Source organism: Amycolatopsis methanolica 239, assembly GCF_000739085.1.
Classification (GTDB): domain Bacteria; phylum Actinomycetota; class Actinomycetes; order Mycobacteriales; family Pseudonocardiaceae; genus Amycolatopsis_E; species Amycolatopsis_E methanolica.
The window spans coordinates 4,384,632-4,403,261 of the sequence record NZ_CP009110.1 but is presented as its reverse complement, the minus strand read 5'-3'; the positions used below and the strand labels follow the sequence as shown (position 1 = coordinate 4,403,261).

The window sequence follows — 18,630 nt, the reverse complement described above, 5'->3', positions numbered from 1 at the left end:
GGACGAGGAGACACACTATGGCCGACCAGGACATCATCGCCAACATCGACAAGCTGATCGCCGAGGAGCACGAGCTGCGGTCGCGTTCGGTCGGCGGGGGCCTGAGCGACGAGGACCGCACCCGGATGCGCCGGGTCGAGGAGCGGCTGGACCAGTGCTGGGACCTGCTCCGCCGGCGCCGGGCCGCGCGCGAGTTCGGGGAGGACCCGGACCAGGCGGAGGCCCGCCCGGTCAGCGAGGTCGAGTCCTACCGCCAGTGATGGAATACCCGCCCTGCCCAGGCCGTTGTGCTCACTAGTTGAACGCACAACTACCTGAGCAGGGTGAGGTCCATGTCCCGCACACTCGTGGTCGTCTCGGCCGGCCTGAGCAGCCCCTCCTCCACGCGGCTGCTGGGTGACCGTCTGGCGCAGGCGGCCGCACGGGAGACCGGCGCCGCGATCGAGGTCGTCGAGCTGCGCGACCTCGCCACCGACATCGCGAACAACCTGGTCACCGGTTTCCCGAGCCCGCAGCTGGGGGACGCCGTCGAGACCGTGACCCGCGCCGACGGGCTGATCGTGGTGACACCGATCTTCAACGCCTCCTACAGCGGCCTGTTCAAGTCGTTCTTCGACGTGATCGAGGCCGGCTCGCTGCAGGGCAAGCCGGTCCTCATCGCCGCGACCGCGGGCACCGCGCGGCACTCGCTCGCGCTGGAGTTCGCGCTGCGGCCGCTGTTCGCCTACCTGCGCGCCGACGTCATGCCGACCGCCGTGTTCGCCGCGTCCAGGGACTGGGGCGCTTCGGACGGGCCGGATGGCGACCTGACCGCGCGCATCGAGCGTGCCGCCGGTGAGCTGGCCGCCGCGGTGAGCGGCAGGCCTGCCGCGCCTGCCGTGGCCGAGGAGGACGAGTTCGTCCCCTTCGACCAGCAGCTGGCGCGGCTGGGCATCACGTCATCGCGTTGACGCCGGTCAGGTCCCGCCCGATGATCAGCTTCTGCACCTGGCTGGTGCCTTCGTAGAGGGTGAGCACGCGGGCGTCGCGGACGTACTTGCCGACCGGGTACTCGTCGATGAACCCGTACCCGCCGAACACCTGCAGGCAGTTGTTCGCCACGCGCACCGCGGTCTCGCTCGCGTGGTACTTCGCGGCCGAGGCGTCCGTGGCGTACTCCTTCGGCTTCATCCCGGCGTCGGCCATGCGGGCGACCTGGTGGGTGAGCAGCCGCGAGGCCTGCACGTCCACCGCGGCGTCCGCGAGCAGTTCCTGGACCAGCTGGAACGAGGCGATCGGCTTGCCGAACTGCTCCCGCTCGGTGGCGTAGCGGGTGGCCGCGTCCAGGGCCGCCTGCGCCACGCCGACCGCGCCCGCGGCCACCGAGATCCGGCCGCGGGACAGCGTGCCGAGCGCGATGCCGAGGCCCTTGTCCACCTCTCCGAGCCGCGCCGAATCGGGCACGCGCACGTTGTCGTAGGTCAGCTCGGCGGTCGCCTGGCCACGCAGGCCCAGCTTGCCCTTGATCTCCGTCGCCGTGAAGCCGGGGGAGTCGGTGGGCACCAGGAACGCGGTGATGCCGCGGTCGCTGGTGCGCGCGAAGGTCAGCGCGACCTTCGCCCACGTGCCGTTGGTGATGAACATCTTGCTGCCGTTGATCACCCAGTCGCCGCCGTCGCGCTTGGCGCGGGTGCTCAGCGACCCGGCGTCGGAGCCGGTGCCCGGTTCGGTGAGGCCGAAGCAGCCCAGCGCCTCACCGCTGATCAGCCGCGGCAGCCACTCCTGCTTCTGCTCGTCGGTGCCGTGCGCGGCGATCGTCTTCGACACCAGGCCGAGCGACACCGACACGATCCCGCGCACCGCCGAGTCGCCGCGGCCCAGCTCCTCGGTGACCAGGACGTAGGACAGCATGTCGGCGTCCACCCCGCCGTACCGCTCGTCCAGAGTCAGGCCGAGGAACCCCAGCTCGCCGAGCCGCCGCACCACGGACTGGTCGACGTGCTCGGCGCGGTCCCACTCCCGGGCGTTGGGCGCGATCTCGGCGTCCACGAACTCCGCCGCCATCCGGCGGAAGTCGCGCTGGGTCTCGGTGAGACCGAAATCCCGTGCCAGCATTGGCTTTCTCCTCTTCAGACGTCTTCGGGCGCGGTGCCCGCGGCGGTCAGCGGCAGGCCGAGCTGCGCGCGTTCGGCCAGCCACCGCGTCGGGCGGTAGCGCGGGTCGCCGGTGGCCTCGTGCAGCGCGCGCTGCAGCGTGAGCAGCCGGGCCGGGCCGACCTCGTCGCCCCAGGCCAGCGGGCCGCGCGGGTAGCCGAGCCCGAGCCGCACGCCCAGGTCGATGTCGGCGGGCGCGGCGATGCCCTGCTCGGCGATCGAGGCGGCCACCGAGACGATCGACGACACCAGCCGCTGCGCCACACCGCCTTCGACGTCCCGCACCACCGACACCGCCTTGTCGCCGCGGGCCAGCACCGCTCGCGCGTCGCGGGCCGCGGCCGGGTCGGCGGCCGGGGTGATCGCCAGCACCCGGCGCGCGGTCCGGATCGACAGCGGGTCGACGCCGAAGGTCCGCTCCGGCGGCAGGCCCTGCGCGGCGATCGCGGTCGCGACCGTGGTGCCCCACGTGGTGACGAGCGCGACCACGTCCTCGGTGAGCGTGTCGGCGACCTTCGCGCCGGATTCGGTCAGCGCGGCGCGCAGCTCGTCGTCGTCCGTCCATACCGGACGGTCCGCGTCCCCGGTGATGGGCTTCTCGGCGGGCTTTTCCGCGCCCTCGGCGTAGTCGAACCAGCCCTGCTTCGTCTTGCGGCCGTGCAGGCCCGCGGCGACCCGGTTCGGCGTCAGGAAGGACGCGCGCAGGCGGTCGGAGTAGCGGAACCCGGCCCAGATCGACTCGATCACCGTCGCGGTGACGTCCAGCCCGGTGAGGTCCATCAGCTCGAACGGGCCCATCTTCAGGCCCAGCACGTCACGCGCGATCCGGTCCAGCTCGGCGGGCTCGGCGGCCTGGCGCTCCAGCAACGCGAGCGCCTCGGTGACGAGCCCGCGGCCGGCGTGGTTGATCAGGAAGCCCGGCGTGTCGGAGACGACGACCGCGCTGTGCCCGGTCTCCCGGACCAGCGCGGACACCGTGTCCACCACGTCGGGCCGAGTCCGGGCGCCGGGGATCACCTCGACGATCTTCATCAGCGGCGCCGGGTTGAAGAAGTGCAGTCCGACCAGGCGGGACGGGTCGGACAGGCGCGCCGCGATCTGCGTGACCGGCAGCGACGAGGTGTTCGTGGCGAACACCGTCGTGGCCGGCAGCGCCTTCTCCAGTTCGGTGAACAACGCGGCCTTGGTGTCCAGGTCCTCGCGGATCGCCTCGATCACCAGGTCCGCCTCGCCCGGCTGGGCGGGGGAATCCAGCGGCACCAGGCGCGCGCCGATCGCGGCGGCCTCCTCGGCGGTGCTGCGGCCCTTCGCCACCGCCCGGTCGAGCATGCCGCGGATGAACTCCACGGCCTCGCCGACCGACTCCGGCCTGGCGTCGGCCAGCTCCACGGTGTGCCCGGTGGTCGCGGCCCACTGGGCGATCCCGCGGCCCATCACCCCGGTCCCGACGATCCTGATGCGCACGGTCCTCTCCTTCATCGCAGATACACCCGCTCCGGGTCGACATCTTCGCGCAGCAACCGTAGTTCGGCCTCGCTCGGCGGTTCGATCACCGTCAGGTCGCCGCCGACCTCCAGGGGCCAGCCGGTGCACTCGCGAGCCTGGTCCACGGTGACGCCCGGGTGCAGCGCGACGAGCTTCAGCTCGTCGCCGGGGCCGCTCCGCGCGAGGATGCCGAGTTCGGTGATCACCCTGGTGACGCCGAGCCCGGCCGGCCGCACACCGTCGGTGAGGGCGCGGTCGGGGCCGGGCGAGGTGCAGAAGTCCAGCTCGTCCACAAAGGACCGCGGGTCGTGGCGGCGCATCACCACGAACACCTCGCGCGAGTTCGCCATGACCTCCATCGCGCCGCCGGAACCGGGCAGCCGCACCTTCGGGGAATGCCAGTCGCCGATCACCGAGGAGTTCAGGTTGCCCCAGCGGTCGATCTGCGCGGCGCCGAGGAACCCGACGTCGATGTGCCCGCCCTGCAGCACGTAGCCGAACAACGCGGGCATCGACAGCACCGCCTCGGCGCCGGTGATCAGGACTGCGTCGGCGATCGTCTCCGGCAGGTGCGACGGGTGCGCCCCGCACACGCCCGACTCGTAGACGATCTCCAGGTCCGGCGCGACAGTCAGGTGGGCCAGCGACGCGGCCAGCGTGGGCAGGCCGATCCCGGCGAACACCGTGCGCTTGCCCGCCAGCTCGCGGGAGGCGACGACGGACAGGACTTCGCTTGCTGTTGTCACAGTGGTCATGTCAGAGCCTCCGCCCGTAGTTCACCGGCTCGCTCAGCGCCTCGCCGACCGCGAGCCCGGCCCAGAACTGCTCGCCCAGCTTGGCGACGTACTCGGTGTGGTCGGCCGTGCCGTGTACCCACTCCGCCATCCACGCGGCCAGTTTCTGCTTGTCCCTGCTGATGCCCGACCACGCGCGGTAGAAGGCGTTGTCCCGGTCGTAGTAGCCCTGCGCGAACGACGGGTGCGCCCCGCGCGGGACCTCGACCACCGCGTCGACGGCGTGCGCGGGCACGACCGTGCGGTTCGGGTCGGAGCGGACCACCTCGTCGGCCACGATCTCCTCGACCACGACGATCGCCTTGTCCGCGGCGAACACCGCTTCCGCCTGGACGCCGGTCAGGCCCCAGATCTGGGTGTTGCCCGCCCGGTCGGCGCGCTGGGCGTGGATGATCGTGACGTCCGGGTTGACCGGCGGGACGACGTAGATGTGCTCGTCGCCGTAGGGGGAGGCGACCTTGCGGATGGCCGGGTTGACGGCAGGCAGGTCGGAGCCCGCGTAGGAGCGCAGTGGGTAGAACGGCAGGCGCTGCGCCCCGGCGAGGTAGCGGCAGATCAGGCCGTAGTGGCTGTACTCCTCGAACTCCAGCGGCTCCGGGTCGGCGTGCTCGATCCGGCGGCGCAGCTCGCCCAGCGACCCGGCGGAGGAGTTGCCGACGAACGAGGACACCAGCTTGCGCACGCACCCGCCGGCGAGCATCTGGTCGACGACGATGTCCGCGGTCATCCGGACGACGGTGAGGTCGCGGCGGCCCTGGCGGATGATCTCGTGCCCGGCCGCGGTGGGGATGAGGTGCGTGAACCCCTCCAGCGAGACGGTGTCCCCGTCGTGCACGTAAGCCGCGACCGCGTCGCGCAGGCTCATCGTCTTGTCCGGACCCGGGCGGGGCATCGTCGCGCTCCTGTGCTGCTCGTGGATGGGGCGGTCTTCACCGTGCCACCAAGATTGATTAGTGTCCAATACCGAATCAGAGTTAGATCAAGACGGAGCTGGTAATAATGGAGCTGCGTTACCTCACGTCCTTCCTGGCCGTGGCCGAGGAGCTGCACTTCGGGCGCGCCGCCAAGCGGCTGCAGATGGCGCAGCCGCCGCTGTCGCAGCAGATCCGGCAGCTGGAGAAGGAACTGGGGGTCCAGCTGTTCGAGCGCAACACCCGCTCGGTGCGGCTGACCAGCGCGGGGGAGTCCTTCCTCGGGCCGGTCCGGCGGGTGATGGAGGACCTGGACATCGCCACGAAGGCGGCGCGCGCGGCGGGCCGCGGCGAGTACGGGCGCGTGACGGTGGGGTTCGCGGGCGCGTCCAGCCACGAGAGCCTGCCGCTGCTGACCCGCGCCGTGCGGGCCGCGCACCCCGGGCTGGAGCTGGTGATGCGCGGGCAGACGTACGCGAACGTGGCACTCGCGCGTGTCGCCGACGGCTCGCTGGACCTGGGGTTCGTGCGGCTGCCGATCACCCAGCCCGGCGTCGAGGCGCGGGTGATCGACGAGGAGGAGATGATCTGCGCGCTGCCATCGGACCATCCTTTGGCGCGGCTGGACGAGGTGCCGGTCGAGGCGCTGGCGGAGGAGGCGTTCGTCAGCTTCCCGGCCAACGCCGGGTCCAGCGTGCGGGACGCGACGGTGCGGGTGTGCGTGTCGGCCGGGTTCAACCCGCGGGTGGTGCAGGAGGCGCCGGATTCGTACACGATCCTCGCGCTGGTGGCGGCCGGCGTCGGGGTGACGTTGACGGTGTCGTCGTGTCAGCACATCCAGCAGACGGGGCTGGCGTACCGGCCGCTGGCGGGGGAGCCGGTGCGGTTGCAGGCCGCGCTGGCCTGGCGGCCGGACAACCCGTCGGCGGCGTTGCGGACAGTGCTGGCGATCGCGGAACAGGCGCTGCCGACGCCAGGTCAGAGGCCCTGACGAATTGAGTGCTCCTCGACTCGGCGCCGGCCGAGCAGGGGAAGCCACACGGTCTCGCGGAATGGACTGCGCTGTGCACCCGCGTGCCGTTCCAGGCCGGGCAGTCGGTTCTGGTGCACGGCGCGACCGGCAACGCCGGCTCGATGGCTGTCAAGGTCGCCAAGCACCTCGGCGCGGGGCGGGTGATCGCCGCCGGACGCAACCGCGCCCGCCTCGACGAACTCCTGGACCAGGGCGCGGACGCCGTTGCCCAGCTCGTCCCCGACCAGGACGCGACCGCGGCCGCGTTCGCCGAGGCTGCCGCCGAGGTCGACCTGGTCCTGGACTACGTGTGGGGGCAGCCCTCCGAACTCGCCATGCGTGTCGTCCTCGGAGCGCGGCCCCAGCACACCCGCCTGCTCGACTGGGTGCAGATCGGCGGCATGGGCGGAGAGGCGATCACCCTCTCCGGGCACCTTCTGCGCTCCAACGCGTTCCGGATCCTCGGTAGCGGCTTCGGCGCCGTGGACATGCAGGTCATGCGGCGGGAGTTCACCGAGCTCGTGGCCGCGATCGCGGCGGGCGGCATGGCTGTGCGCCCGCATCCGTTCCCGCTCGACCAGGTCGAGGCGGCCTGGGCCCAGCAGGACGCACCCGGCGAGCGCACCGTCATTCGCCTGCGCGATTGAGACGACCACCGTCTTACCGGCCGCGCGATTCGGTATTGGACTCTTCTAGGTCCCGTTTGGCACGGTGTCCGAGCAACACGGGATCTCAAGGGAGAGAAAATCACGATGAGCACGGCCACGGCGGCCAGACGAGCGGGCATCGGGTCGTTCATCGGCTCGACCATCGAATGGTTCGACTTCTACATCTACGGCACCGCGTCGGCGCTGGTCTTCGACGAGGTCTTCTTCCCCGAGCTGGACGGGGCGCTCGGCACGCTGGTGGCCTTCGCGACGTTCTGGGTCGGCTTCCTCGCGCGGCCGCTGGGCGGCGTCATCTTCGGCCACTACGGCGACCGCCTCGGCCGCAAGAAGACGCTGGTCATCACGCTGCTGATGATGGGCATCTCGACCACATTGATCGGCGTCCTGCCCTCCTACGCGCAGATCGGCGTCGCCGCGCCGTTGCTCCTCATCGCGATCCGCATGGTGCAGGGCATCGGCCTCGGTGGGGAGTGGGGCGGCTCCGTCCTCATCGCCTCCGAGCACGCCCCCAAGGGCAAGTCGATCCTCTACGGCGCGTTCGCCCAGCAGGGCTCGCCCGTCGGCAACACGCTGAGCACCGTCTGCTTCCTGGCGATCAGCCAGCTGCCCGACGACGCGTTCACCTCGTGGGGCTGGCGGCTGCCGTTCCTGTTCTCCGCGCTGCTGGTGATCGTCGGCCTGTTCATCCGGCTGCGGGTCGCCGAGTCGCCGGCCATGGCGCACCTCATCGAGAAGAAGGAGGTCGCCAAGCTGCCGTTCACCGAGGTGCTCCGCACGCAGCCGCTGCTGATCGTCCTTGGCATCGGCGCCTGCACCATCGGCCTGTCGGCCACCTACTTCAAGTCGACGTTCGCGTTGTCCTGGGCGACTTCGGACCTCAGCTTCGACAAGAGCTCGTTCCTGACGATCATCCTGGTCGCCAACATCACCCAGATCCTGGTGCAGCCGTGGGGCGCGGTGATCGCGACGAAGATGCGCAGCTGGTCCCGCGCGGTGATCGTGATGCTGGTGCCGGAGATCCTGTTGATGCCGCTGATGTTCCTGTTCATCGGCACCGAGAATTACCCGCTCGCGATGATCGGCACCGCGGTCGCCACCGTGCCGCACTGCCTGTACTACGCGGCGCTGGCCGGGATGCTCGCCAGCCGCTTCCCCGCGAACGTGCGCTATACCGGCATCTCGCTGTGCTACCAGCTGTGCGGCACCCTGCTCGGCGGCACCACGCCGATCGTGGGCCAGTTCCTGCTGAACCAGACCGGATCGATCGTCGCGGTGATCGTGTACGCGGTGTTCCAGGTGGTGCTGACGCTGGGCTGCATGCTCGCGTTGCTGCGCAAGCCAAACTACGACGAGCGCGCGGGCGAGGAGTCCGGCGTGCGGGCCGTCGCGGCCTGAGGGGGAGTGACTTCGATGCCGGTGGTGGCTAACGGGATCCCGGAGATCCTGGCGCTCGCGGGACGCGACCTGGGCCGCTCGTCGTGGCGGGAGGTGACGCAGGAGCTGATCGACGCCTACGCCGAGGTGTCCGGGGACCACCAGTGGATCCACACCGACCCCGTCCGCGCGGCCGACGGCCCGTTCGGCCGCACGATCGCCCACGGCTACATGACGCTGAGCTGGGGTATCCCGATGGTCGCCGAGCTGCTCCAGGTCACCGGCGTCGGCATGGCGCTGAACTACGGCGTCAACAAGGTCCGCTTCCCGGCGCCCGTCCCGGTCGGCAGCCGGGTGCGGCTGCACGCCGAGATCGCCGCGGTCGAGGAGGTCGGCCGCGGCGGGGTGCAGGTGACGCGGAACTTCACCTTCGAGATCGAGGGCTCGGCGAAACCGGCCTGCGTGGCGGAATCCCTGACCCGCTACTACCCGTAGGACATATCGCGGGCGTATCGGAAAGCGCAGACGCCGTGGCAACAGCCTCCCGCCTTCAGTGGAGGTATGAACCACAGCCTGCCACTGTCCGCGCCCGCCCGCCGCGTCCGCCGGATCGTGCTCGTCGGCCTCGCGATCGCCGGGGTGGTGATCGCCGCGTCCGGTGTGCGGCGGCTGTTCGTGGCCGCCGCTCCGCCGGCTTCGCGGTCCGCCCTGGGCGAGGCCGACGGCGTCGTCCCGGAGGGCGCGCCGGTCTCGGTGTGGGACGACACCCCGGCGGTGGGCAAGCTCGACGCGGACTTCCTCGACGCCCTGCGGCGCGCGGTCGCCAGGCGCGGCTCGCTCGAGAAGGCCGCGCGCTGGGTCAGGTACTCGCCGAACCCGGCCTTGGCGTAGGCGTAGACCCCGGCGTCCAGCCCGGGTTTGCGGACCGCCAGGTTCTGGAAGACGAAGGCCAGCGTCAGCATCCCGGCGCCGGCGATCAGCCACGCCACGAGCGCGCCGCTCACGCCCGTCTCGGCGGCGAACCGGTGCGGCAGGGAGAACACGCCCGCGCCGACCATTGAGCCGACGACCATCGCCATCATCGTGGCGACGCCGAATTTCGCGGTCTCGGTCCGGGTCGTTTCGGCCGTGCTCATCTCGTGCTCGCCTCCCGGTCTAGCTGCTGAACGCAGGGCGGTCGGTCAGGGTCAGGGGTGTTCGGACGTCCTGGCCCCCGGCGCGGTGGAAGGTGACGGTGACGGTGTCGCCGGGGGCGCGGCGGCGTAGCTGCCCGAGGAACTCCTCCGGCGTGCGGACGGTTGTGCCGTCCAGCGCGGTGACGACGTCACCGGGCCGGAGGCCGGCGGCCGCGGCGGGGCCGCCGTCGGCGATCGCGGCGACGATCACGCCGTCGGCTCGCGGCAGTCGCAGCTGGGCGGCGATCTGCGGGGTGAGCTGGGCGGGTTCGAGCCCGGCGAAGGCGTGTCGCGCCCGGCCGGTGCTCATCAGCTGCTCGGCGACGTCGACGGCGGTCGCGGCGGGGATGGCGAAACCGAGCGACACCGCGCCGGCCTGGGGCGGGATGTAGGCCTCGCTGATCCCGACGACCTCGCCGGCGGCGTTGAACACGGCGCCGCCGCTGCTGCCCGGGCTGATCGGGGCGTCGGTCTGGATCAGGTCGACGAGCGCCTGCGTTTCGGCGGCGCTGCCCGGGATTTCGCGGTGCAGCCCGGACACCACGCCTGCGGTGACGCTGTTCTCGAAGCCGAGCGGGCTGCCGATGACGACGACCAGCTCACCGACGGCCGGGAGCTGGGGCTGGAACCGCGCGGGCGGCAGGCCGGTACGGGCGACCTGGACCAGGGCCAGGTCGGTGACGACGTCGACGGCGCGGACCGTCCCGGGAACCCGCTGCCCGTCGGCGAAGGCGACCTGCACCGCCTGCGCGCCACGCACGACGTGCTCGTTGGTGAGGATGAGACCGTCGGCGCCGTAGACGACGCCGCTGCCGTTGCCGCCCGCGGTCAGGATCTTCACGACGCTGGGCTGGGCGAGCGCCGCGACGGAAGTGACGGCGCCCGTCGCCGGCGGCGCCCCTGTCGTGGGCGGCGCCGCCGGCTGGGCCGCTTCGGTGCACGAGGTCAGGGCGACCACCGCCGCGACGATGATCCACGCCCCGCCCCTGACGGCGGTGATGGTCACAGGTGCGGATGTTAGGGATCTCCGGCAGTTTCGAGCCTCACCCGAAACGGATGAGGGCTGCGCGGCCGTCATGCTGATCCAACTCCAATGCGCGCGCGTGTGAATGCCGGTAGAACTTGGTGTTCGGTATTGATTCACGAAAAGTCACCCGAACGCACGAAACACGGCGGGTGCCGCGTGACGTAGAATCTTTCCACTCGAGACGATTGGGTTCCATTGGAATGAGGAGCTCGAGCTCATGGCTACCGTGCACGAGGTTCGTCTGCGGCACGAATCCGACCTGATGTCGATCCCGGAGGTCGTGGCGGTCGGAGACGCAGAGGACGAGGAGAACCCGGTCATCAAGGTTTTCGTCACCCAGCCGCCGCGCGACACCGGGGTCATCCCCGATCGCCTTGAAGGATATCCGGTCGAGATCATAGTCGCGGGAACGATTACCGCGCAAAACTGAAATTCGCCCTATTTTGGCAGGCTGATAACAATGTTCGAGCAACGACTCCTGAGGCTCCCTGACGGCGCGCGTTTCAGCGTGGACGATCAGCAAGCCGCCGCGGAACAGTTGATGAGCCCGGAGCTTCCCCCGTCGAACGTCGTCGGGGTCGGTCTGGGCGTGAAGTGGCGCGGCGGAGTGCCGACGGGGGAGGCCGCGGCCGTCGTGATGGTGACGCAGAAGATCCCGCGTGAAGACCTTCCCGAGCGCGACCTCGTTCCGGACGAAATCGCCGGCTTGCAGACCGACGTCTACTCGGTCGGGGACCTGATCGCGCAACGTTCGGGCGTTGCGCCGTCCGCCGGCGTCGAGGACTTGGCGACGATGCTCGAGGGGTACCGCAACGGTCGCGGCGCGACGATGGAGCGGCCGATCGCGGAGGCTGCTCCGCAGCTGCTCACGCGCCGCATGCGGCCCTGTCCGTCCGGGGCCTCTGTCGGCAACGTCTCCGTGACCGCTGGCACGCTCGGCAGTGTCGTCTACGACTTCCTGCCGCAGGCGACCATCAACCCGCCCGTGTCCGGAATCGGGACGCCGGCGCGGTTCTACATCCTGAGCAACAACCACGTCCTGGCCAACACGAACGCCGCACCGGCCGGTTCGGCGATCGTTCAGCCGGGCACCTTCGATGGCGGCACCGATCCGCAGGATCGCATCGCCACCCTGTCCCGGTTCGTTCCCCTCCAGCTGGAACCCTTCATCCCCCGGGCCCTGCACCGCAACATCGTTGACGCAGCCGTCGCGGAGTGCAACTTCGGCGACGCCACGCGGGAGATCTACTTCACCGGCGCGCCGCGCGGATGGGTGCGCAAGGGTGGCATCCGCGCCGGGGATCTGGTGCGCAAGACCGGTCGCACCACGAACTTCACCGTCGGGCGCGTCACCGTCACCAACGCGACGGTCGACGTCAACTACGGCGGGGGCCGCGTGGGCCGGTTCCTCAACCAGATCATCACGACGGGGATGTCCGCGGGCGGGGACTCCGGCAGCCTGGTCTGCGACCTGGACAACAACGCCGTGGGACTCCTGTTCGCCGGCAGCACCCAGGTGACGATCTGCAACCACTTCGAGGATGTGCGGACACTGCTGCGGGTCGAGGTGGCGGAACGGATCCTGCTGCAGCCTGCTCGCTGATCGTCGTGTGAGTGCCGACCTCCGGGTTCGGTGTGGATCACCACGATCCGCACCAACCCGGAGGTCCTCGTGTGTCCGCAACGCGGCGGCAACGGCTCCTGCCGCGGTCGGCGCTTTTCCCACTGGCGCATTGACCGCGAACAAACTTCACGTTATGGTCCTGATAGGTGGTCTAGACCAAAGTCATCCGGGTTCACCGCAAGGAGCCGACATGACCATCAGACGACGCATCGCGACCATCGCCGCCGGGGCCGCGCTCGCTCCCATCGCCCTCGTGGCCCTCCCGGGCGCCGCCAGCGCCCACGGCTACGTCGACTCGCCGCCCAGCAGGCAGGCCCAGTGCGCCCAGGGGATCGTGCCCTGCGGCGACATCAAGTACGAACCGCAGAGCGTGGAAGGTCCGAAGGGGCTGCGCAGCTGCAGCGGCGGCAACACCCGCTTCGCCGAACTCGACGACGACGGCAAGGGCTGGCGGGCCACCCAGGTCGGCAATACCGTGACCTTCACCTGGAAGCTGACCGCCCAGCACCGCACCAGCACCTGGGAGTACTACATCGGCGACACCCGTGTCGGGTTCGTCGACGACGGCGGCGCGCAGCCCGCGGCGACTGTCTCGCACCCGGTCGACCTCGGCGGCTTCACCGGGCGGCAGAAACTCCTGGCGGTCTGGAACATCGCCGACACCGCCAACGCCTTCTACGCCTGCGTCGACCTGCAGATCGGTTGATCACCACGTCTGTCCACCCCGGACGGGTGCCGCGCACCCGTCCGGGGTGGACCATGGCGGGGGGTGAACCGCTGGAACCCCGACACCGTCGCGTCGCCCGCCGGGCGCTACAGCCACCTCGCGTCCGTGCCCGAGGGGCACGAGATCGTCTACCTCGCCGGGCAGCTCGGCGTCCGGCCGGACGGCACGCTCGCGGGGCCGGACGCGCGGGCGCAGGGCGAGCAGATCTTCGCCAACCTGGAGGCGCTGCTGTCCGCCGCCGGTGGTGGTCCGGAACACCTGGTGAAGCTGCTGACGCTCGTCGCCGGGGTGGAGCACCTCGACGGATACCGCGCGGCGCAGGCCGAAGCGTTCAAGCTCTGGTTTCCCCGGCGACGACTTCCCGGCGCAGTCGCTGGCCGTGGTCGCGGCACTGGCCGCGCCGCAGTACGTCGTCGAGGTCGAGGCGATCCCCGCGATCCCGCGGGCAAGCTGACCCTCAGCCCAGGTCGTGCGCGATCGCCGTCGCCGCCGCCGACAGCGCGCCGACCCACGTGGGCAGCAGGTCGTGGTCGAACCGGGCCGACGGCAGGGCCACCGACAACGCGGCGGCGGGCTCGGCCCCGCCGGGCCACGGGATCGCCACCCCGACCGCGGTCAGTCCGGTCTCCGTCAGCTGGTCGTTGACCGCGAAGCCGCGCCGCCGCACCAGGCCCAGCTCACGCCGCAGGCGGACCAGGTCCACGTCAGTCCCGGCGTACCGGCGCGTCAGCTCGGCCGGCGGCAGCGCGGCCAGCAACGTCTTGCCGCCGGACACGCGGTGCGCGGGCAGCACCCGCCCGGCCCGGTCACCCACCCGCAGGATCTGGTCGCACTCCACCGACGCCACGAACCGCGCCTCCGTGCCCGCCAGGACCTGCAGGTTCACCGTTTCCCCCACCCGCGCCACCAGTGCGCGCAGGTGGGGCATCGCCGCCTGGCGCAGCAACGCCACCGGCGCGCCGGCCGGATCCGCGGGCCGCAGCACCGGCCCGGCCTGGTAGCGGCGGTCCGGGCCCTGCTCGGCGAAGTCCCGGTACACCAGCATCTGCAACAGCCGGTGCGCCGTCGAGCGGGACACCCCCAGCCGCGCGGCCGCTTCCGACACCCCCATCGGCCCCTCCTGCTGCAGCACCGTGGCCAGGTGGAGCGCGTGGTCGACCGAGTCGATCGCGTACGACGGCTTGTTCTTCACAGCAGAATTCTAGATCCCTGCTGGCAGAACATCGCCTAGCGTCCTCCTCGACCCGCCGTCCCAAGGAAGGAGTGGCCAGGCGATGACCGCCAACCAGCCCGATCCGTCCCCCGAGCTCGACGAGCTGTACCGGGGGTTCGCGGAGGAACTGCTCGTTCCACTGTGGACCGAGATCGGCGACCTGATGCCGATGAGCCCGTCCCCGGCGATGCGCCCGCACGCCTGGCGCTGGAAGACCCTGCTGCCGCTGGCGGAGAAGGCCGGCGAGCTGGTGCCGGTCGGCCGAGGCGGGGAGCGGCGCGCCATCGCGCTGGCCAACCCGGGCCTCGGCGGCGCGCCGTACGCGACGCCGACCCTGTGGGCCGCGATCCAGTACCTCCGCCCCGGCGAGAACGCGCCCGAGCACCGGCACACGCAGAACGCGTTCCGGTTCGTCGTCGAGGGCGAAGGCGTCTGGACCGTCGTGAACGGCGACCCGGTGGCCATGCGCCGCGGCGACTTCCTGCTCACCCCCGGGTGGCACTTCCACGGCCACCACAACACCTCCAGCGAACCGATGGCCTGGATCGACGGCCTGGACATCCCGTTCGTGCACTACACCGGCTCGGCCTTCTTCGAGTTCGGCCCCGAGCAGGTGTCCAGCACCGAAACCCCGGAGCGCTCCCGCGCCGAGCGGCTGTGGGCCCACCCCGGCCTGCGCCCGCTGTCGCAGACCGCGCCCGCGATGAACTCGCCGATCGCCGCCTACCGCTGGGAGCACACCGACGCCGCGCTGACCGACCAGCTCGCACTCGAGGATGAGGGCCACCCGGGCGTGGTCGAGCCCGGTCACGCCGCGGTCCGCTTCACCAACCCGACCACCGGTGGCGACGTCATGCCGACCATCCGCGCCGAGTTCCACCGGCTGCGCGCCGGCGCCGAGACCGCGCCGCGCCAGGAGGTCGGCTCGGCCGTGTGGCAGGTCTTCCAGGGCTCCGGCACGGTCCGCGTCGGCGAGGCGGAGTGGACCGTCGACCACGGCGACCTGTTCGTCGTGCCGTCCTGGGCCGAGGTGACCCTGGCCGCCGCGACGCAGCTGGACCTGTTCCGGTTCAGCGACACCCCGATCTTCGAGCGGCTGCACGCCGACCGCGTGCGGGTGGGAGGACAGCGGTGAAGCTCGCGACCCTGCGCACCGCCGAAGGCACACGCGCGATCCGCGTCGAGGGTGAGCGCTACGCCGAGCTCGGCGCGCCCGACGTCGGCGCGTTCCTGGCCCAGGAGGACTGGCGTGAACAGGCCGCGGCGGTGACCCCGGAGCGGCCGCTCGCCGGCGCCGACCTCGCCCCGGTCGTGCCGCGGCCGGGCAAGATCCTGTGCGTCGGCCTGAACTACCGCAACCACATCCTGGAGATGGGCCGCGAACTGCCGCGGTACCCGACGCTGTTCGCCAAGTACCCGGAGGCGCTCGTCGGCCCGGCCGACCCGATCGCGCTGCCGCCCGAGTCGGACGCGGTCGACTGGGAGGCCGAGCTGGCGCTCGTCGTCGGCGCCACCGTGCGCCGCGCGAGCGAGACCGAGGCGGCCGCGGCGATCGCCGGGTTCAGCGTCCTCAACGACGTCACCACCCGCGACTGGCAGTACCGGTCGCCGATGTGGTTGCAGGGCAAGACGTTCGAGGGCACCACACCGTTCGGCCCGTACCTGGTGACCCCGGACGAGCTGCCCGGCGGCGCCACACCCGCGCTGGAGCTGAGCTGCGAGGTCGACGGCGAGCAGGTGCAGAAGGCGAACACCGGCGACCTGGTGTTCGACCCGGTCCAGCTGGTCCGCTACGCCTCCACGATCCTCACGCTGCGGCCCGGCGACGTCATCGCCACCGGCACCCCCGGCGGCGTCGGTCACGCGCGGAAACCACCGCGGTACCTGTCCCACGGCGCCCGGCTGGTCACCGAGATCAGCGGACTGGGCAGGCTGGAGAACGTGGCCCGCGATGAGTGACTGGATGGACGACGGCACCCGGCTCGTGCTCCGGGCGATCGACGAGCTGCCCGGCGACGCGTTCGACGCGCCGACGCTGCTGCCCGGCTGGACCCGCCGCCACCTCGTGGCGCACCTGCACTACAACGCCGAAGCGCTGCGGCGACTGCTGAGCTGGGCCCGCACCGGGGTCGAGTCGCGGATGTACGAAAGCGCCGAGCACCGCGCCGCGGAGATCGAGGCGGGCGCGAAGCTGCCCGTGCCCGAACTGCGGCGGCTGGTACACGACTCGGCCGACGCGCTGGCCGCCGACGTGGCGGCGCTGCCCGCGGACGCCTGGGCCAACGAGGTGGTCACCGCGCAGGGCCGGACCGTGCCCGCCACCGAGATCGTCTGGATGCGCACCCGCGAGGTCGCCGTGCACGCCGTCGACCTCGACTGCGGCGTCGGGTTCGAGGACCTGCCGGCCGACCTGGTCGAGGCGCTGATCGCCGACGCGCTGCGGCGGCGGACCGCGCAGGGCCACGGCCCCGCTCTCGCGCGTTGGCTCACCGGACGCGCGTACCAGGCCCCCGAACTCGGCCCCTGGCTGTAGGAGGAAGACATGACCGACACCGATGTGGTCGTGGTCGGCGGCGGGATCGGCGGGCTCGCCAACGCCCTCGCCCTCGCCGCGACCGGGCAGCGGGTCCGCGTGCTGGAGCGGGCCCCCGCGTTCGCCGAGGTGGGCGCGGGGCTGCAGCTGGCCCCCAACGCGACCCGGATCCTGCGCGAGTGGGGCCTGCTGGACGAGGTGGTCGCGCGCGGGGTGCTGCCGCGGCGGCTGGTGCTCAAGGACGCGCTCGACGGCGCCGAGCTGACCTCGCTCGACCTCGGGCGGGGGTTCGTCGAGCGCTACGGCGCGCCGTACGTGGTGATCCACCGCAGCGACCTGCTGACGATCCTGCACGACGCCTGCCGGGATGCCGGGGTCGAGTTGCTGGCCGATCACCAGGCCGACGAAATCGAGGTGCGGCCCGGCGGTGTGCGGGTGCGGGCGGGGGAGCGGGAGTTCGCGGCGGGCGCCGCCCTGGCCGCCGACGGGCTGTGGTCGTCGCTGCGGTCGCGGCTGTCCGACGACCAGCCCGTGTGCTCCGGTTACGTCGCCTACCGCGGCACCCGCCCGGTGTCCGAGGTGACCGGACTCGACGACGACGTGCTCACCGACGTGGTCGTCCACTTCGGACCGAAGTGCCACCTCGTACAGTACCCGTTGCGTGGTGGGGAGTTGCTCAACACGGTCGCGGTGTTCGCCTCGCCGGCGTACGAGCGCGGCGAGAGCGAATGGGGCGGCCCGGACGAGCTGGACGCGGCGTTCGAGGACACCTGCGACGCGGTGCGGCGCGGTCTGGCTTGGCTGTGGCGGGACCGACGGTGGCCGATGTACGACCGGTTGCCGGTGCCGCGCTGGGTCGACGGACGGCTGGCGCTGACCGGCGACGCGGCGCACCCGATGCTGCAGTACCTCGCGCAGGGGGCGTGCCAGGCGCTGGAGGACGCGCACAGCCTCGCCGGCGAGGTCGCCAAGCAGCAGGCCGCCGCCGCGCTGGACTGGCCGGCCGCGCTCGCGTCGTACGAGCAGGCCCGCACGGCGCGGACCGCGCGCGTGCAGTCCAGCGCCCGGGTCTGGGGCGAGCTCTGGCACTGCGACGGCCTGGCCCGGCTGCTGCGCAACCAGTACCTGACCGAACGCCGCCTGGACGACTACCGCTGGACCGACTGGCTCTACCAGCCGTGAGGCCGTGACGGGGCACCTCGCCGGGCGGGGTGCCCCGCCGGGGCGGTTGCGCGCGCACGGCCCCTGGGGGACGCTGGTCCCCCTGGGAGGAGCGGCGATGGGGACGACCTACCTGCACGCGGTGGCTTCGCTGGACGGCTACATCGCCGACGACAACGACGACGTCGGACCGCTCCACGACTGGTACTTCAACGGCGACCACCCGCTCGTCGGCGAGGACCACCCCGACATCCACGGTTCGCCGTTCCGGGTCTCGGCGGCCTCCGCCGAGTACGTGCGCGGCATGGGGTCGCGCCAAAAGGTCCTGGTCGTCGGGCGGCACCAATTCGACCTGACCAACGGCTGGGAGGGTCATCCGCCGGCGAGCGAGCACGTCGTGGTCGTGTCGCACCGGCCGCGGCCCGCGGGCTGGCACCCGGAGGCGACCTACCACTTCGCCGGCTCGGTGGAGGAGGGGATCGCGCGAGCGCGGGAACTGGCCGGCGACGGCGAAATCGGAGTGGGCGCGGGCGACGTCGGCGGGCAGGCGCTGGCGCTCGGGCTCATCGACCACGTGGCGATCGACGTCGTGCCGGTCGTCTTCGGCCGGGGGAAGCCGTACTTCGGCGCGCTGGCCGACGGCAACCTGATGCTGGGCGACCCCGACGTGGTCATCCAGGGCGACGGTGTGCTGCACCTGCGCCTCCCGGTGCGCCGCCGCGGCTAGCCGGCCGTTGGTCGTCTTCTACAAGGGCGAGTGACCAGGCTCTCACGATCCGCGCGGTCCCGCGTGT

21 protein-coding genes and 1 pseudogene are annotated in these 18,630 nt (G+C 71.7%); 15 read left to right on the top strand and 7 right to left on the bottom strand.

Annotation, left to right across the window (positions count from 1 at the left end):
• The first annotated feature begins 17 nt into the window (after positions 1-17).
• Both AMETH_RS21350 and AMETH_RS21345 read left to right on the top strand, forming a co-directional pair.
• Positions 18-260 carry a DUF2630 family protein gene (locus AMETH_RS21350; RefSeq protein ID WP_017983192.1) on the top strand — a complete coding sequence of 81 codons (243 nt, stop codon included), beginning with the start codon at positions 18-20 and terminating at the stop codon, positions 258-260.
• A 72-nt stretch (positions 261-332) separates the two neighbouring features.
• Positions 333-950, top strand: coding sequence for an FMN reductase (locus tag AMETH_RS21345; protein ID WP_017983191.1), 618 nt, complete (start codon positions 333-335; stop codon positions 948-950).
• On the opposite strand, the gene AMETH_RS21340 is transcribed toward AMETH_RS21345, so the two are convergent.
• From AMETH_RS21340 to AMETH_RS21325, 4 genes are read right to left on the bottom strand one after another with little or no spacing between them, the layout of a single operon-like run.
• Positions 934-2,094 (bottom strand): acyl-CoA dehydrogenase family protein, encoded by a 1,161-nt coding sequence (locus tag AMETH_RS21340; protein ID WP_017983190.1) that lies wholly within the window; start codon positions 2,092-2,094, stop codon positions 934-936. The two genes, AMETH_RS21345 and AMETH_RS21340, sit on opposite strands and share 17 nt — an antisense overlap.
• A 14-nt stretch (positions 2,095-2,108) precedes the next feature.
• Complete coding sequence (locus AMETH_RS21335) at positions 2,109-3,611, bottom strand: 3-hydroxyacyl-CoA dehydrogenase (RefSeq protein ID WP_017983189.1); 1,503 nt, start codon at positions 3,609-3,611, stop codon at positions 2,109-2,111.
• Complete coding sequence (locus AMETH_RS21330; protein WP_017983188.1) at positions 3,608-4,372, bottom strand: CoA-transferase subunit beta; 765 nt, start codon at positions 4,370-4,372, stop codon at positions 3,608-3,610. The genes AMETH_RS21335 and AMETH_RS21330 overlap by 4 nt, the downstream gene beginning before the upstream one ends.
• Position 4,373: 1 nt before the next feature.
• Positions 4,374-5,303 (bottom strand): CoA transferase subunit A, encoded by a 930-nt coding sequence (locus AMETH_RS21325; RefSeq protein ID WP_017983187.1) that lies wholly within the window; start codon positions 5,301-5,303, stop codon positions 4,374-4,376.
• 107 nt (positions 5,304-5,410) lie between these two features.
• Between AMETH_RS21325 and AMETH_RS21320 the strand changes: the two genes are divergently transcribed.
• From AMETH_RS21320 to AMETH_RS21305, 4 genes are all read left to right on the top strand, one after another.
• Positions 5,411-6,313 (top strand): LysR family transcriptional regulator, encoded by a 903-nt coding sequence (locus AMETH_RS21320; RefSeq protein ID WP_017983186.1) that lies wholly within the window; start codon positions 5,411-5,413, stop codon positions 6,311-6,313.
• Positions 6,314-6,321: 8 nt separating this feature from the next.
• On the top strand, positions 6,322-6,981 hold the full coding sequence (locus AMETH_RS21315) for a zinc-binding dehydrogenase (RefSeq protein WP_017983185.1): 660 nt from the start codon (positions 6,322-6,324) through the stop codon (positions 6,979-6,981).
• A 105-nt stretch (positions 6,982-7,086) separates the two neighbouring features.
• Positions 7,087-8,397, top strand: a complete 1,311-nt coding sequence (locus AMETH_RS21310; RefSeq protein ID WP_017983184.1) for an MFS transporter — start codon at positions 7,087-7,089, stop codon at positions 8,395-8,397.
• A 15-nt stretch (positions 8,398-8,412) separates the two neighbouring features.
• A complete protein-coding gene (locus AMETH_RS21305; RefSeq protein WP_017983183.1) occupies positions 8,413-8,871 on the top strand; it encodes a MaoC family dehydratase in 459 nt (152 codons plus the stop codon).
• On the opposite strand, the gene AMETH_RS39290 is transcribed toward AMETH_RS21305, so the two are convergent.
• Positions 8,862-9,512 carry an amino acid permease gene (locus tag AMETH_RS39290; protein WP_017983182.1) on the bottom strand — a complete coding sequence of 217 codons (651 nt, stop codon included), beginning with the start codon at positions 9,510-9,512 and terminating at the stop codon, positions 8,862-8,864. The genes AMETH_RS21305 and AMETH_RS39290 overlap by 10 nt on opposite strands.
• A gap of 19 nt (positions 9,513-9,531) precedes the next feature.
• Positions 9,532-10,557 carry a S1C family serine protease gene (locus AMETH_RS21295; protein ID WP_017983181.1) on the bottom strand — a complete coding sequence of 342 codons (1,026 nt, stop codon included), beginning with the start codon at positions 10,555-10,557 and terminating at the stop codon, positions 9,532-9,534.
• Between the two features lie 238 nt (positions 10,558-10,795).
• On the opposite strand from AMETH_RS21295, the gene AMETH_RS21290 reads away from it, so the two are divergent.
• From AMETH_RS21290 to AMETH_RS42140, 4 genes and pseudogenes are all read left to right on the top strand, one after another.
• The gene (locus AMETH_RS21290; protein WP_017983180.1) at positions 10,796-11,008 is read left to right on the top strand and encodes a hypothetical protein; all 213 of its coding nucleotides are present in this window, start codon (positions 10,796-10,798) and stop codon (positions 11,006-11,008) included.
• A 78-nt stretch (positions 11,009-11,086) separates the two neighbouring features.
• Positions 11,087-12,181 (top strand): chymotrypsin family serine protease, encoded by a 1,095-nt coding sequence (locus tag AMETH_RS21285; protein ID WP_209436795.1) that lies wholly within the window; start codon positions 11,087-11,089, stop codon positions 12,179-12,181.
• Positions 12,182-12,392: 211 nt separating this feature from the next.
• Complete coding sequence (locus AMETH_RS21280) at positions 12,393-12,908, top strand: lytic polysaccharide monooxygenase auxiliary activity family 9 protein (RefSeq protein ID WP_017983178.1); 516 nt, start codon at positions 12,393-12,395, stop codon at positions 12,906-12,908.
• Positions 12,909-12,971: 63 nt separating this feature from the next.
• Positions 12,972-13,211: pseudogene (locus tag AMETH_RS42140) on the top strand (RidA family protein); the annotation flags it as partial.
• 175 nt (positions 13,212-13,386) lie between these two features.
• Here AMETH_RS42140 and AMETH_RS21270 read toward each other — a convergent pair.
• Complete coding sequence (locus AMETH_RS21270; protein ID WP_017983177.1) at positions 13,387-14,121, bottom strand: IclR family transcriptional regulator; 735 nt, start codon at positions 14,119-14,121, stop codon at positions 13,387-13,389.
• 82 nt (positions 14,122-14,203) lie between these two features.
• Between AMETH_RS21270 and AMETH_RS21265 the strand changes: the two genes are divergently transcribed.
• From AMETH_RS21265 to AMETH_RS21245, 5 genes are all read left to right on the top strand, one after another.
• Complete coding sequence (locus AMETH_RS21265; protein ID WP_017983176.1) at positions 14,204-15,277, top strand: cupin domain-containing protein; 1,074 nt, start codon at positions 14,204-14,206, stop codon at positions 15,275-15,277.
• Positions 15,274-16,101 carry a fumarylacetoacetate hydrolase family protein gene (locus AMETH_RS21260; protein ID WP_017983175.1) on the top strand — a complete coding sequence of 276 codons (828 nt, stop codon included), beginning with the start codon at positions 15,274-15,276 and terminating at the stop codon, positions 16,099-16,101. Before AMETH_RS21265 ends, AMETH_RS21260 begins: the two co-directional genes overlap by 4 nt.
• A complete protein-coding gene (locus tag AMETH_RS21255) occupies positions 16,094-16,675 on the top strand; it encodes a maleylpyruvate isomerase family mycothiol-dependent enzyme (RefSeq protein WP_223842895.1) in 582 nt (193 codons plus the stop codon). The genes AMETH_RS21260 and AMETH_RS21255 overlap by 8 nt, the downstream gene beginning before the upstream one ends.
• 9 nt (positions 16,676-16,684) lie before the next feature.
• Positions 16,685-17,857 carry an FAD-dependent monooxygenase gene (locus tag AMETH_RS21250; RefSeq protein ID WP_017983173.1) on the top strand — a complete coding sequence of 391 codons (1,173 nt, stop codon included), beginning with the start codon at positions 16,685-16,687 and terminating at the stop codon, positions 17,855-17,857.
• Between the two features lie 97 nt (positions 17,858-17,954).
• Positions 17,955-18,563, top strand: coding sequence for a dihydrofolate reductase family protein (locus AMETH_RS21245; RefSeq protein WP_017983172.1), 609 nt, complete (start codon positions 17,955-17,957; stop codon positions 18,561-18,563).
• Positions 18,564-18,630: the final 67 nt, after the last annotated feature.

What these genes read in the sequence shown, in the direction of transcription:
- AMETH_RS21350 (WP_017983192.1), top strand. Translation starts at nt 18, where the DNA reads ATGGCCGACCAGGACATCATCGCCAACATCGACAAGCTGATCGCCGAG.
- AMETH_RS21345 (WP_017983191.1), top strand. Translation starts at nt 333, where the DNA reads ATGTCCCGCACACTCGTGGTCGTCTCGGCCGGCCTGAGCAGCCCCTCC.
- AMETH_RS21340 (WP_017983190.1), bottom strand. Translation starts at nt 2,094, where the DNA reads ATGCTGGCACGGGATTTCGGTCTCACCGAGACCCAGCGCGACTTCCGC.
- AMETH_RS21335 (WP_017983189.1), bottom strand. Translation starts at nt 3,611, where the DNA reads ATGAAGGAGAGGACCGTGCGCATCAGGATCGTCGGGACCGGGGTGATG.
- AMETH_RS21330 (WP_017983188.1), bottom strand. Translation starts at nt 4,372, where the DNA reads ATGACCACTGTGACAACAGCAAGCGAAGTCCTGTCCGTCGTCGCCTCC.
- AMETH_RS21325 (WP_017983187.1), bottom strand. Translation starts at nt 5,303, where the DNA reads ATGCCCCGCCCGGGTCCGGACAAGACGATGAGCCTGCGCGACGCGGTC.
- AMETH_RS21320 (WP_017983186.1), top strand. Translation starts at nt 5,411, where the DNA reads ATGGAGCTGCGTTACCTCACGTCCTTCCTGGCCGTGGCCGAGGAGCTG.
- AMETH_RS21310 (WP_017983184.1), top strand. Translation starts at nt 7,087, where the DNA reads ATGAGCACGGCCACGGCGGCCAGACGAGCGGGCATCGGGTCGTTCATC.
- AMETH_RS21305 (WP_017983183.1), top strand. Translation starts at nt 8,413, where the DNA reads ATGCCGGTGGTGGCTAACGGGATCCCGGAGATCCTGGCGCTCGCGGGA.
- AMETH_RS39290 (WP_017983182.1), bottom strand. Translation starts at nt 9,512, where the DNA reads ATGAGCACGGCCGAAACGACCCGGACCGAGACCGCGAAATTCGGCGTC.
- AMETH_RS21290 (WP_017983180.1), top strand. Translation starts at nt 10,796, where the DNA reads ATGGCTACCGTGCACGAGGTTCGTCTGCGGCACGAATCCGACCTGATG.
- AMETH_RS21280 (WP_017983178.1), top strand. Translation starts at nt 12,393, where the DNA reads ATGACCATCAGACGACGCATCGCGACCATCGCCGCCGGGGCCGCGCTC.
- AMETH_RS21265 (WP_017983176.1), top strand. Translation starts at nt 14,204, where the DNA reads ATGACCGCCAACCAGCCCGATCCGTCCCCCGAGCTCGACGAGCTGTAC.
- AMETH_RS21255 (WP_223842895.1), top strand. Translation starts at nt 16,094, where the DNA reads ATGAGTGACTGGATGGACGACGGCACCCGGCTCGTGCTCCGGGCGATC.
- AMETH_RS21250 (WP_017983173.1), top strand. Translation starts at nt 16,685, where the DNA reads ATGACCGACACCGATGTGGTCGTGGTCGGCGGCGGGATCGGCGGGCTC.
- AMETH_RS21245 (WP_017983172.1), top strand. Translation starts at nt 17,955, where the DNA reads ATGGGGACGACCTACCTGCACGCGGTGGCTTCGCTGGACGGCTACATC.